This window comes from Thermogymnomonas acidicola JCM 13583 (assembly GCF_001316105.1).
Taxonomy (GTDB): domain Archaea; phylum Thermoplasmatota; class Thermoplasmata; order Thermoplasmatales; family Thermoplasmataceae; genus Thermogymnomonas; species Thermogymnomonas acidicola.
The window spans coordinates 38155-51173 of the sequence record NZ_BBCP01000010.1 but is presented as its reverse complement, the minus strand read 5'-3'; the positions used below and the strand labels follow the sequence as shown (position 1 = coordinate 51173).

Sequence of the window (13019 nt, the reverse complement as noted above, 5' to 3'; positions counted from 1 at the left end):
CCTTTGCCAGGATGCCAGTGTGGTGCCACATAGACAATTACCCCCCCATTCTGAGAACGCTGTTCCGGGATGCGTCCAGGGTCAGGCAGGAGGACCTGGCCCTGCTGGAACACTGCAACGGCACTACGCTCTCAGAGCTGAAGAGGGACACGGGCCTCAGCGAGGAGGACATAAGGGAATCCATGAACAGGCTGGAGGCAGCCTACCTGGTGAGGAGGAAGCTCCGTGGGGGCGTGCAGGTCTTCATCAGGAATGACCTGGAGGCGCAGGATATGGATAGGGAAGAGGCCCTCAGGGCCGCCGTACGCAGGGTCCTCCACTCCTACGGGCCCCTCACTATCGAGGAGGTGCTCATCCGGATACCCGTTGGTCAGGAGGAGGTAGAGAGGGCGCTGGATGCCATGGTCTCCTCCGGCGAGATCACTAGGGACTTCGTCACTCCTGTCTTCGCTCCCCCAGTTCATCCTCAGGGAAGACCTTGAAAGGCTCACCGGGATGCAGAAGAGGGACATCAGGAAGGACAGGGTCTTCAAGATGCTCCAGCCGGCAAGTGATGTGAACGACTACTTCATGAAGTACGGATACGCCTCCTCAACATGGGACCTCAGGGCCAGGGGGGGCGTGACTGTGACTACCGGCCAGCTGGCGTCGATGGTCGGAGACCGGTCGCTTGTCTACGGCCGCTTCGTGAAGAACAAATACGTGTACATGCACCCGGAACTGGCCAAGGCACTTCACACGCTCAGGCGCGAGGAGGCAGGGGGGGATGAACTGAGGAGCGTGTACAGGGCCATAGAGAACGGCGCCTGGAACGAGAGCCAGGTATCCGCGGTCACGGGCCTTCCCAAGAAGGTGGTGAGGGAGGCAGTGAAGGACCTGGAGTACTACCTTGCGGTGTGCAGGCTCCCTGACGGGGGGGGCCTCAGGCCCCTTTACGGCCTGGACAGCTACGGTGACCCGTCCGAGGCCATGTCACTGCTCGTGAGGATGTTCGGGCCCGCCACCCAGGAGGAGCTCTCGAGGCACTTCTGGTTCTACGCATCAAGGTTCGTTAATAGCATAAAGGAGACCGTGAGCCAGGGCGGGGGGGAGGTATACTACGGCAGCACAGGTGAGTACAGCGGGAGAGGGTCCATAGTGAGCACCGGCGACCCCCCCGTGACCATTTTCCTTGAGAAATTCTACACGGACAGGGACAGCAATGGCAGGTTCATCGCGGCGAGCGGCAACACCTACCAAGTGGAGGTGAGGGAGAGTGCCGACGCAGTGGTCATCGAGAAGTTCGAGGAAATGCCCGGTGAGGATTTCGTGGATCTCTGCAGGCTACTTGTTTCCCTCGTCTCCGGGGGGGGCACGTTCCGGGTCAGCGTGGTGCGCGGCATCTCCGGTGGCGAGGCAGGGGGGGTCGCTGAGGGCCTGGGCCTGAGGGCATCGGGCGACACAGCGGTGTACGGAGAGGTGGACATAGAGGACATGGATGAGGGCAGCCTGCTCTCACTGGCCCTGGCCAGGGCCATGAGGCGCTCCGGCGAGATACCCTTCGCGGTGATGAACGGGCGCCTGGAGGGCTTCAGGAGCGCACTGGAGGCTGTGCACAGCGGCATCTCGCCCACAGACGTGAGGAGTCACCAGGAGTCGAGCCTCCTGCTCAGCTTCAACGGCCCCCCCTTTGACATAGTCTCACTGGGGGGGACGCTCGGTGTGGTGGCCCTCTACAGGGCCTCAGGGAGAGGGAGATGGACGAAGGCGAGAAGGAGATCGTGAGGATCGTGCTTGAGAGCAGTGGCGCCACTGAATCGGAGATAGTCAGTGCCTCTGTCCACCCGCACCTGCCCAGGGTGAGGATAAAGGCGCTGTTCCAGAGGGACGTGCTGGCCAAGGACTACGAGAGGCGCTACATCGTGGTGCCTGAGAAGTACAGGAGGAGGGAGGCCATGCTCATTTTCCTCCGCTACCTCCTGAAGAACTACGGGTTCTTCGATGCCCAGAGGTACTCTGAGGCAACCGGGAACGAGGTCGACAGCGATTTCGTCTGGGCCGTGTCACGCCTGCACGAAGAGGGCAGTGCCAGGAGGGTGTTCGTCAGGGACCTCGGTATGGTAATGTATGTATCAACGGAGAGGAGGAAGAGGCCAGAGGGCCTATTCATATCGGGACCGAAGGACTTCATTACCAGGTACTTCTCCAGGTACCTGAGGGCAAGGTTCGGCTCCCTGAACCTCTACTTCATATTCATGGACGGGCAGGCAGTTGCGGCCGTGAAGGTCAAGAAGAGCGGCGAGAGCGTCACGATAGAGAAGGTCATCGGGGACAGGAAGTACAGGGACGTCTTCAGGAAGGAGATGAACGCCTTCGGTATTTCCGCAACGTTCTCGTGAGAGATATTAATTTAAAGTGTGCGTATCCACACCCATCATGGACCTCTACAGCACCTATGCGTCTGGCCTCATACTCATCCTTTCCGTGTTCCTCTCAGCCGTCTCCATGAGGGCTTACAGGAGGAGCAGGCTGAGGGCCGCAGCCCTGGTGTCAGCTGTGTTCATCCTCACCGCTGTGGTCGAAGTGGTACTGCTCCTCTCCACCTTCATGCTCCTCCCTCTGGAGGGCCATTCTGATGACATAATGTCCACTCTCATACTTGTAATCCTTCTCCTCTTCTACTTCTCGATCCTTAGGAGGTAGTGCTTGAGGACCGACAGCAGCGTCCGAGAGGATATATCGGAGGCCATAAGGAAGAACCCAGGTATACACTTCAGGGAGCTACAGCGCATGCTGGGCCTTGCTGTCGGCCAGCTGGAATATCACCTCTACAGGCTTGAGGTTGAGGGGGGGAGGATATTCTCAAGGCAGGACGGGAGGTACAGGCGGTACTTCCCTGGGGGGGATGAGGGGGGACGCAGAGGGAGAGGACTGTGCTGATCGCGCTCAGGAACCCTGACGCCAGGAAGATCGTGCAGGCCCTGTTCAGACAGGACATGAGCACAGAGGTGCTGAGGGCCTTCACGGGCCTGAGGAGGAAGAGGTTCGAGGGCGCACTGGCCTGGCTCAGGGAAAACGGTGTTGTCACTCTGGACGGGGACACCGCCAGGCTGTCCAGCAGGGAAGAGGTGTCCAGGGTGATCACCAGGTACAGGGAGAGCTTCATCGGCACGCTGGCAGACAACTTCCTCTCGCTCTTCGACTAGCGCCTTGACCTCCTGTACAGGGCGTAGGCGGCACCAACGAAGACAGTGCCCGTTGCCAGGCCACTTGCCAGTGCCTCGGAGTGCTCCAGTATGTATTCTATAACAAGCCTCGCAGCGTTGTTCAGGAGGGTGCTGTTGAATATGTTCACCCCCCCGCTCACTGACAGGAAGGGTCGTAGTGCAGCTCCAGGTGACCCTGTGGCACACGGAAGTAGAGCGTCTGCTCTATGCCCTGACCGTAACTGACGATCTGTGACCTAGCGTACATGCTCACACCGTTGACAGAGTAGGTGGAGTTCCACATGTATAGGAACGTGCCAGACGTGGAGTTCGGGGGAGAGAAAGAGAGGCCATCCAGGCTCATGTTGGTGTCCTTCTGGAACCCGTGTGCCTCAGCATACCTCATTGGTGCACCGTCATCACTGCCATACATTGCAAGCCTGATGAAGAGCATCCCGCTATCGATTTCCCGGGTACTGGTGGCGCCAATGGATATCGAGAAAGTCTGGTTCACATAGTAGCGCTGCGTCCCGTTTCCGGCGCTTTCGATGAGCGTCTTCACGGTTGTCCTGTTTATGTACACTGAGAGGTAAATGCCGAACGGCTTTTCCCTGCCCAGCCCCCCCGGAGCGCTCACTGGAACCAGGCGGATCATGCTTCTGTAAACGGTTTCGTTGGGGGCCCAGGCTCACCACGTGCCATTTCTCACTGAATATGTTCGCCTCCAGGAGTGACTGCTGGTTCACGAACGCTATCTGGGCCACCGAAAGGTTGAAGAACTCACGGTCAAGGTTCAGCTCTATTCCAGGTGTGGTCGGAATGACAACGGTGAGGCCGCTGTGCGGTGAGCCATAGTGGTGGCTGGCACCGAATGGGAGGAGGGCGAACAGGGCCAGTGCCACCAGGAAGCGGTACCTCAACACTCCTGAATCGATCTAGAATGAAATAGCCTTTTGGTACAAACTTTCAGGAGAACTCCTCCTCAAGCTCAAGCATTACCTGGTTTAGAACCTCCTCGAAAGTGCGGCCGGAGTACTCCCTGAGGCCCCCCCATCTCAGTCCTGAGGCGTGCGTAGTACATGTCGCCGTCCTGGTCAAACTCTATATCGCAGATAAGCTCCTCCATCAGGATCCTCAGGCCGCTCAATCCCTACGACAATAAAAAACTTTCAGTGGGGGGGCTGCACTGCAGAGGCCAGCAGTGGAGGCACAACCAGTACCCCCTGGCGCAGCAATTTGCCAACGGGGGGGCCTTGAGCCTCCACTCCCCCTGCGCCTGGAAGGGCGTGGCACAGGGGGGCCCGGCTACCCGGGGGGGTCAGGCCGATACTGCCTCCAGCGTCTTCCTGGAAGAGCGCGGGCCGAGCAGTGCTATTATGCCAGCTATGAGGCCAGTGACCGCTATGAACCTGAAGCCGAAGGCGAAGGAGAACGAGGCCACAAGGATGGGCAGGAATATGGCGCCAAAGGCCCCCTCCAGCGTGTCCTATGCCGTCCGTGAGCGCGAAGCCGGAGGTCCTTGCCCTTGTCGGGTAGCTCTCTGCTGTGTATGTGTAGGCCACCTGCAGGTACATGCCAAGGGCCAGGGCTGCCAGGAATGAGCCAAGGTAGATGAAGAGGCCCGTCTTGATGGAGAAGAGGAAGAGGCCTATGAACCAGACAACCGTGTCCGCGAAGATCACGAACTTCCTCTCATACCTGTCGGCAGTGAATGCCATAATTGCCGCGCCCACAGGGTAGCCCACCGCACCCACAGCGATGTAGCGGATGGATGATGCCACGGGGGGGAAGCCGGCCGAGGCAAGGATCGTCTCCGCGTCCCCGAGGAAGGCGTAGTTGCCTATGTACCAGAAGAACCACATGACGACGAGTATCGCAAGCCTGACGGAGTACGGTCTCCTGAACACGTACAGCGTTGGGAACTTCTGCTCTTCCAGCGTCACCTCCTCTGGCTTCGGTTCCGGGAGGCTCTTGACCCTCCTGAGTGCGGTGGATTCCATCATCTCCAGTACTTTCTTCGCACCTGCGATGTCCCTGGCCTTTGCGGCCAGCCACCTTGGAGATTCTGGGAGCTCGAACCTGAGGAGAAGGGCTATGAAGGCGATCACCGCACCGATGCCAAAGAGGTACCTCCAGCCATTATAGTACACGGGCACAAGCACCAGGCCTATGAACGGGGTTATTGCCTGGCCCAGGATGCCAACGATGAACGTGTACACGGTGATCCGGCCCCCCCTCACTCCCGGCGGGGCGAACTCGCTGACATAGCTCGACACCAGGTTCAGGTCCGCGCCCAGGCCCAGCCCCCCCGTTATGAACCTGAACACAGCCAGTTCCGGGACGTTGAACGATAGGGCATCGCCCAACGAGCCAACGGCAGTCAGCGCCATGGTGAGTATCATCGACCTGTACCTGCCGTAGATGTCGGCCACAGTGCCTATCACGTAGGAGCCTATTGCATAGCCTATGAGGCCCACAGACAGTGCCAGAAAGAGGCTCAGCGATGACCCGATGTGGAACTGCGCGTCGATTGCTGGCATTGCCAGGCCTATATCTGATATATCGTAGAAGGTGAAGAAGTACCCGATGCCTATTATGGCCAGGTAGGTGTAGGGCAGTGACCAGACAGGGATCCTGTTTGCCCTCGCTATGATCATCTTTATCTCTTCTTCCTGCGCCATTAGTTCACTAAAACCCCACGTGAAATAAATATCTTTTGCGATAAAATGGATCTGGGCCACAGGCTTTTCCAGTCGGGCCATGGTGCCGGCTGAACATGCCACGCATGTAACTAGGCAGCTGGCCGTGGCAGCACTTAGGCGGGGAGGTGTTTTTCAGAACTTTATCAGCACCCTCCCAGTGTTCTTCCTGGCCCTGATGTCCTCGTAGGCCCTGTTGATCTCGCCTGGCTCTATGTGCCTGTCCACCACAGCCCTTATCCTGCCTCCCCCCCTGGAGAGTTCGAACACATCCATCATGTCCTTCCTGGTGGAGCTGATGCTCCCCCCCTCAACCCTGTTCCCCCCCTTGAGTATTATCAGGCCCAGTGGTAGGCCCACGGCTCTGGCTGGACGTTTCCCACCACTACCACCGTGCCGCCGGTCCTGAGCGAGCGGAGTGAGCTCTCAAAAGTAGCGATCCCCCCCACAGCTTCCAGCGCCACGTCAACACCACCGTCTGTCAGCTTCTTCACTTCCCCCCCGTCGAACCTGCCGGTGGTCACGACCACATGGTCCGCACCCGCCCTGTGTATCGCTTCGACCTTTGACTGCGAAGTGGTCTCCGCAATGACGGTTGCGCCGAGCCTCTTTGCCACCTGCACGGCGTGAATGCCAACACCCCCCCCTCCAGCACCGGTTATGAGTACCCTGGAACCGTCCTGGACGTTTCCCACCACCTTCAGTGCGTGGTAGACCATACCAGTTACGCATGCAGCTATGGCGGCCTCGTCCTCGCCGATGTGGCCTGGTACCTTGACCAGGCTCTTCTCGCTGACGATTGCGAGGTCGGAGTACCCACCACGGAGCGTCTCCCCCCCGTAGACCTCCTTGTTGGGGGCACAGGTTCTCCCTGCCCGTCAGGCAGAACTCGCACCTCCCGCACGGCCTGTATATAAGGCTGGCAACCCTATCCCCCCCTCCTTCACGTATTCCGCACAGGGGCCAGCCGCCACAACTGTGCCGCTTATCTCGTGGCCTATGACCCCCCCAGGCGTCCTGACCCTGGGCATGAAGCATCCCTGGTCAGTATGTCCCTGAAGCATATCCCGGACACGCTCTGCCTGATGACGACCTGGTCCCCCCCTCGGGCTCCGGAACCTCCGATTCTGCAACCTGCAGATCCCTGCCAACTGCGGGCAGCACTATCTCCCTGGCCCTGAACGCCATTCACTCACCTCTCCCACACAGGCCACCAGGGCATGGACGAAAGCTGGACAAGAGGATGCCCCCCCTGGCCCTTCGTGCCATTATTAGAATGGGGCCAACAAATTAAAAGGTTCCTCACGCTGTCATACCCTGGCCACGGTCTGGCATGGCTCCCTCACTGCGTCCAGATCCCAGCCCAGCCTGGACATGTTGCGTTCTGGCTCGCGGAGAAGGCCCTGGGACACTGCACGGATCAGGACGTATGCGGAGAACGCAGGTGCACCCGTTGCACCGGGTGAGTTGTAATTTATGACGTGGAGCGATGAGCCATCTGTTATCATTACAGCCTCAGGCACGAAACCGCTCCTGCTCACCACAGAGCCCCCTCACCCCGGAAATTCCAGGGCCCGATATCATGGATGCCTTCAGTGACGGTATGAAGGAGGACAGGCGCCTGACCATGCCCTCCGGGGGGGAGGTGCTGCTCTCCCACTCGCTCCTGACCATGCCAAGGAACTCCAAGTTCGTGAGCAGCGAGAGCCTGGTGAGGACAGGCCTCTCGAACAGCCAGGACAATGCCTGCAGCGGAGATTCAGAGAAGCCGGAGTAGACATATGGCCCGGCCACCAGGGCCGCGTTTGGCCCCCCCAGTTCCCTGACGCCACTGTACCGGACAATGAAGTGCGGGTCAAGGAACGGGAACTTCAGGAACCTTGGGACACTGTATATGTTGTGCCTTATGGAAGGCAGAGCATCCTGGCGCAGGCGCCAGTAGTCGCCCCCCCTGAAGAAGAATACACTTAAATCCCTCGCTAGGCCCATGGAGTGCGCTATCCTCAGGGAGTTCGCACCCGCGCAGTTGAATACTGTCCTGGCCCTGAGCGTGCTCCCGTCAGACAGGGTAAGGTTGTACCCTTCACCCTCAACGATCCTAACGACGCTCCTGCCCAGGACCGTTGAGACGCCAGAGAGCGTGCCGCATATGGCCCTGGTCATGAGGCCGTAGTCAACAGATGTGTCTGTCTTCGAAAAGAACGCGCCCAGAGCCTTTACTGACCCCCCCTCAATGGCCTGGAGGCCATGGGTGTCGAGGACCTCATACTCCTCCCTGGACATGCCGTTCGACTCAGCGTACTCCGAATAGGATGATATGACATCCAGATCACGGTCGCTGAGGGCCACCTCAACCGTACCGACCTGTTCCCATGGGAGCGAGAAGTCCCTGGCGAACTTCATCCACATTGGATAGGAGAGTGATGCGGCCCTTGCGAACGTGCCCTTCTTCACCGGGTCCAGGTAAAAGGGCCTGTGGATGACGCCCGTGTTCCTTGAGGTTGTGTGCGATGCGACATCGCCAGAGGCATCTATGAGGCATACCCTGGCACTGTAGAGCGAGGAGATCCAGTGTGCTAGGCATGTCCCGAGGACGCCTGCACCGATTATGGCGATGTCGCAGTCCCTCTCCATTGCCATGGTACATCAAGTGCCGATTTTAAAGCTGCTCAACACCCATCCCTGCACGGCAGACGCTGCCTTAACACTAAGAAGACCTCCAACCCGCTCGGTACGCATGCCTTACACGGAACCCGACAGGCTGATCCAGGGCCTTCAGGCTGGCATATATCACACCTGGCCATTGACTGAGGCCAGGCGCCTCTGGTACCCATGCCCGGGGGGGTTTCAGGCCCATGATCGGCCAATTGTACCTGTTTGCCCTGCTGCCCCCCCTTTATCCCATTAACCCCCCCTGGGCCTGTGAACACTGCTTTGACCGCAGCCTTCCATGACGGATGAATTGCACCCGAATGGCATAGGGAGAATGGGTCTCCCCCCCATTGCCCCCCCAGACCGCCCAGGTGCTGCAGCCGGACACTTCACTGCTTCTGCTGGATCTTGACATCCACCACGCATATGTCCCTGAAGGAGCGCATCAGCGCTATAGGTATCAGGTAACGCCCATCCGGGTCCCTCTCAAACTCACCTTCTGTGGATGGGTCCAGCAGTTTCATCCCCCCCCTGGTGGGCTGCACTACAATGCTCTTCAGCTCACCGCTTGACTGGTCGATCCTCAGGTTCTCAACCGACCCCACAACCGTTCCGTCCGATGTTGCCACTGACTTCTTCAGGAGGTCTGAGACAAACTTCTTCAAGCCGTTATCCCCTCACTCCCGTAAGTATTGGCACAGAGATATATTGTTCTGTCGGGGGGGAAAAGGGATCGAAAAAGTGAAGTCGGGCTCACTGGTACAGGCCCAGCTCCTCCACAGGCGACTTTTTCTTCTTATCCATCACGTTCTTGTTTATGCTCTCCGACAGCTGGTCGTAGAACTTCAGTATCTCCTGGTCCACCGACGGCCTTATCACCTTCATGGCGTCTATGAAGTTCTGCTGCGTTATCTCCGTGGCGTCTGGGTTCTGCCTGTAGGCCATCATGCCCGCTTCGCGGCACAGGTTCTCGAGGTCAGCGCCAACATAGCCCTCGGTCTTCTCCGCTATGTACTTGAGGTCGACGTCCTTGGCCAGTGGCATCTTCTTCGTGTGCACCTGGAGTATCTTGAGCCTGCTCTCGGCGTTGGGTGCCGGTATGTATATGAGCTTGTCGAACCTACCGGCCTCAGCAGGCCCGGGTCTATTATGTCTGGCCTGTTGGTCGCCGCTATCACCACAACGCCCTGCAGCACCTCTATTCCGTCAAGAGATGTCAGCAGCTGGTTCACGATCCTCTCCGTTACGCCAGAATCCCCGTACGTGCCCCCCCTCCTCGGCGCTATGCTGTCGATCTCGTCCAGGAATATTATGGTGGGCGCGACCTGCTTGGCCTTCTTGAATATCTCCCTTACCGCCTTCTCGCTCTCGCCGACCCACTTGCTCAGCACCTCTGGCCCCCCCTTGACCGATATGAAGTTGGCGTTGCTCTCTGTGGCAACAGCCTTGGCCAGGAGGGTCTTTCCAACGCCTGGCGGCCCGTACAGCAGGAACCCCCCCTTAGACGCCTTATGCCCAGCCTCTGGAACACCTCCGGCTTGAGCAGGGGGGGCAGCTCCACCGCTTCCCTCAGCTCCTGCTTGACGTTCTCCAGGTCACCTATGTCGTCCCACCTGACGTTGGGGACTTCCACTGTGACCTCACGCAGGCTGCTCGGCTCGATGGTCTTCAGGGCCTCCATGAAGTCCTCCTCGGTCACCTGCATCTTCTCCAGTATCTCTGTTGGTATCGGCTTGTCCAGGTCGATCATGGGCAGGTAGCGCCTCAGTGCATTCATGGCGCTCTCCCTGGCGAGGGCCGCAAGGTCTGCTCCAACGAAGCCGTACGTGAGGTCTGCGATCTTGTCCAGGAACTCGTTCTTCTTCTCATCGTCCATGCCCATTGGCATGCCACGAGTGTGTATGGCCAGGATCTCCTTCCTGCCCCCCCTCTTGTCCGGGACACCTATGTTTATCTCCCTGTCAAACCTGCCTGGCCTCCTCAGCGCGGGGTCAACAGCATCGATCCTGTTCGTGGCACCTATCACTATGACGTGGCCCCCCCTCTCCTTCAGGCCGTCCATCAGGGTGAGGAGCTGTGCAACCACCCTCCTCTCGACCTCGCCCTGCACCTCTTCCCTCTTGGGCGCTATGGAATCGATCTCATCGATGAATATGATGGACGGCTCTGACTCCTCAGCCTTCATGAATATTTCCCTGAGCTTCTGCTCGCTCTGGCCGTAGTACTTGCTCATTATCTCCGGCCCGTTTATGGAGAAGAAGTTCGCACCGGACTCGTTTGCCACGGCCCTGGCTATGAGGGTCTTGCCGGTTCCAGGCGGGCCGTAGAGGAGGACACCCTTGGGTGGCTTGATACCCAGCCTCTCGAAGAGCTCCGGGTGCTTCAGCGGGAGCTCTATGATCTCCCTTACCTTGCCCAGCTGTTCCGAAAGGCCCCCTATGTCCTCGTAGCTGACCCTGGAGACGTCGTCCAGGACCTCAGATGCCGGCTCCTCCCTTATCTCTATCTTTGTCTCCTCGCCAACCTCCACCGGCACCTTGCTCGGAGTTGTCTTTATGACCTTGAACAGCAGGCCTGAATGGCCGGCAAGCGTGAGGCCAGGGACGCTTATGTTGTCGCCCTCGAGCATGGGCCTCCGCATCAGGGCCTTCTGGACGAAGTCGTCTATGCCCTCCCCCCCGAACTTGAGCCTCTGGTCCTTCCTTATTATTGGGGGGGCGAGCGTTATCTTCTTTGCCTCCTCCGTCCTCACCTTCCTGACCTTTACCTTATCACCTATTGAGCAGCCACAGTTATTCCTCATGACGCTGTCTATCCTAACTATACCCTTGTTCTCGTCCTCGGGCCTAGCGCGGTAAACCCTCCCGACTGTCTTCTTTGTCTTCTCTATCTCGACGACGTCCCCCCCGATCTCTGCGCCCAGGGCCATCCTCGATTCCTCGTCTAGCCTGACCCTGGACATGCCAGGATCGGTCGAGTTGGCCTCAGCGACACGGAGGATTATACCGTCACTGTACTGCATATTCCCATATTTGCAAGAAACTATTTTAAAATTGTGAGTTAAGTCCCGGGCGCCCTTCGCTTCGCCCTGCACACACACATGCAACCCTGTGTCCGCCGGACCCATGTCCCCCCCCATGCCGGACACCCACTGGTCCCGGGAGGGGGGGCCCAGCACCGTGAGCGATCGCCATGCACCCCTGTGGCCACCCGAGAGGGCCCGGCGCTCACTCCTCTCCGGTGGCCACCGGGCTGTCCTCGTACGAGACCCAGTCGCTCCATGAGCCTGAGTAGAGGAGGGGGGGATCAAGGCCCACGAGCTTCATGGCAAGTACGTTCACGCATGCCGTCACGCCGGAGCCGCAGTAGACAACCGGCCTGCCACCGAGGCCCCTGTAGACCCCCCTCCAGCTCCTCCTTAGGCCTGAGTGTCCCCCCTGCCAGAGGTGACCGCCGTGTAGGGTATGTTGACAGCACCGGGTATGTGGCCGGCCTTTGGGTCTATGGCCTCATGGACCCCCCCCAGGTACCTCTCCCTCTGCCTCGAGTCAACGAGCACATAGCCACGGCCCATGCGCCTGACCCAGTTGATGTCAACGACCATGCCAGCCGCAGGGTGCGGCTGAAAGTGTCCGCGCCTGGCACTGGGCACCTCGGTGCTGACCGGCCTGCCCTCCCTCACCCATTTCTCCCAGCCACCGTTAAGCACCCTTACATTCCTTATGCCGAAGTACCTGCACAGGAACCAGAACCTCGAAGCACCGGTCAGGTCATCGTCGTAGGCAACATACTCCGAACTCTCAGTCCCGCCTATCCTCTCGATCACTTCCCTGAACTGCTCCGGAGGTGGCAGCGGGTGCCTGCCACCGTGCCTTCCCTTTGGCCCGGACAGGTCTTTTTCCAGGTCCAGGAAATGGGCCCCCCCGGTATGTGTCCACTTAGGTATGCCCTCAACCCGTACTCTGGGTCGGAGAGTGAGTACCTGCAGTCCACTATTATTGAGTTTCCCAGCCTTTTCTCCAGCTCGTCGGCCTCTATCACGGGACACTCTGCCATGGTACCGTAATCCCCCCCCTGTGGCCTATTTCAGTTGTGCCCGGTGGGCGCTCCCATCACATGCGGCCAGACCGCACAGGAATTAGCAGTGGGGGGGTTTGCGCATTACTGGCAAGTTTATGATACCTCTACCGATTGACTGGCCATGGCCATATACTATGATGCCACAGATCTCATAGGCAACACACCTGTGCTCCTGCTCAGAAGGCTCACGGGCGAGGGCGATGCCGAGCTCTACGCCAAGCTTGAATGGTACAACATAGGAGGTTCCATAAAGGACAGGACCGCCCTGAACCTGATCGAGCACGCAGAGGCGGCCGGGGGGGTGCTGAAGAAGGGCAAGAGGATCATAGAGGCCACATCAGGGAATACTGGCATCGCCCTGGCGATGCTTGGCGCCATCAGGGGGGGTACGACGTCACCATAG

12 protein-coding genes and 4 pseudogenes are annotated in these 13019 nt (G+C 59.1%); 7 read left to right on the top strand and 9 right to left on the bottom strand.

The features are described 5' to 3' along the window. Nucleotides 1–17 precede the first annotated feature (17 nt). From JCM13583_RS09210 to JCM13583_RS09185, 6 genes are read left to right on the top strand one after another with little or no spacing between them, the layout of a single operon-like run. On the top strand, nt 18–482 hold the full coding sequence (locus JCM13583_RS09210; RefSeq protein WP_162509728.1) for a hypothetical protein: 465 nt from the start codon (nt 18–20) through the stop codon (nt 480–482). After that, nucleotides 397–1764 (top strand): hypothetical protein, encoded by a 1368-nt coding sequence (locus tag JCM13583_RS09205; RefSeq protein WP_171823558.1) that lies wholly within the window; start codon nt 397–399, stop codon nt 1762–1764. Before JCM13583_RS09210 ends, JCM13583_RS09205 begins: the two co-directional genes overlap by 86 nt. Continuing rightward, nucleotides 1737–2378, top strand: a complete 642-nt coding sequence (locus JCM13583_RS09200; RefSeq protein ID WP_075057466.1) for a hypothetical protein — start codon at nt 1737–1739, stop codon at nt 2376–2378. Before JCM13583_RS09205 ends, JCM13583_RS09200 begins: the two co-directional genes overlap by 28 nt. A gap of 37 nt (nt 2379–2415) precedes the next feature. Next, complete coding sequence (locus tag JCM13583_RS09195) at nt 2416–2682, top strand: hypothetical protein (protein ID WP_162509727.1); 267 nt, start codon at nt 2416–2418, stop codon at nt 2680–2682. A gap of 3 nt (nt 2683–2685) precedes the next feature. Next, the gene (locus JCM13583_RS09190) at nt 2686–2919 is read left to right on the top strand and encodes a winged helix-turn-helix transcriptional regulator (protein ID WP_075057464.1); all 234 of its coding nucleotides are present in this window, start codon (nt 2686–2688) and stop codon (nt 2917–2919) included. After that, a complete protein-coding gene (locus tag JCM13583_RS09185; protein WP_075057463.1) occupies nt 2913–3185 on the top strand; it encodes a hypothetical protein in 273 nt (90 codons plus the stop codon). The genes JCM13583_RS09190 and JCM13583_RS09185 overlap by 7 nt, the downstream gene beginning before the upstream one ends. Here the strand turns inward: JCM13583_RS09185 and JCM13583_RS14160 are convergent. The 9 genes and pseudogenes from JCM13583_RS14160 to JCM13583_RS09145 form a co-directional block, all read right to left on the bottom strand. Then, complete coding sequence (locus JCM13583_RS14160; RefSeq protein ID WP_171823557.1) at nt 3182–3334, bottom strand: hypothetical protein; 153 nt, start codon at nt 3332–3334, stop codon at nt 3182–3184. The genes JCM13583_RS09185 and JCM13583_RS14160 overlap by 4 nt on opposite strands. A gap of 8 nt (nt 3335–3342) precedes the next feature. Further along, nucleotides 3343–3840 (bottom strand): hypothetical protein, encoded by a 498-nt coding sequence (locus JCM13583_RS09180; protein ID WP_162509726.1) that lies wholly within the window; start codon nt 3838–3840, stop codon nt 3343–3345. 663 nt (nt 3841–4503) lie between these two features. Next, a pseudogene (locus JCM13583_RS09175) lies at nt 4504–5866 on the bottom strand (MFS transporter). Nucleotides 5867–6019: 153 nt separating this feature from the next. Further along, nucleotides 6020–7072, bottom strand: a pseudogene (locus JCM13583_RS09170) (zinc-binding dehydrogenase). Between the two features lie 122 nt (nt 7073–7194). Then, complete coding sequence (locus tag JCM13583_RS09165) at nt 7195–7425, bottom strand: hypothetical protein (protein ID WP_162509725.1); 231 nt, start codon at nt 7423–7425, stop codon at nt 7195–7197. Further along, nucleotides 7400–8518, bottom strand: a complete 1119-nt coding sequence (locus tag JCM13583_RS09160) for an FAD-dependent oxidoreductase (protein ID WP_075057460.1) — start codon at nt 8516–8518, stop codon at nt 7400–7402. Before JCM13583_RS09160 ends, JCM13583_RS09165 begins: the two co-directional genes overlap by 26 nt. Before the next feature lie 407 nt (nt 8519–8925). Then, nucleotides 8926–9201, bottom strand: a complete 276-nt coding sequence (locus JCM13583_RS09155) for a PRC-barrel domain-containing protein (RefSeq protein WP_075057459.1) — start codon at nt 9199–9201, stop codon at nt 8926–8928. A gap of 88 nt (nt 9202–9289) precedes the next feature. Next, nucleotides 9290–11558: pseudogene (locus JCM13583_RS09150) on the bottom strand (CDC48 family AAA ATPase). A gap of 205 nt (nt 11559–11763) precedes the next feature. Further along, nucleotides 11764–12592: pseudogene (locus JCM13583_RS09145) on the bottom strand (sulfurtransferase). Nucleotides 12593–12737: 145 nt separating this feature from the next. Here JCM13583_RS09145 and JCM13583_RS13035 point away from each other — a divergent pair. Further along, the gene (locus JCM13583_RS13035) at nt 12738–13019 is read left to right on the top strand and encodes a pyridoxal-phosphate dependent enzyme (protein WP_162509723.1); all 282 of its coding nucleotides are present in this window, start codon (nt 12738–12740) and stop codon (nt 13017–13019) included.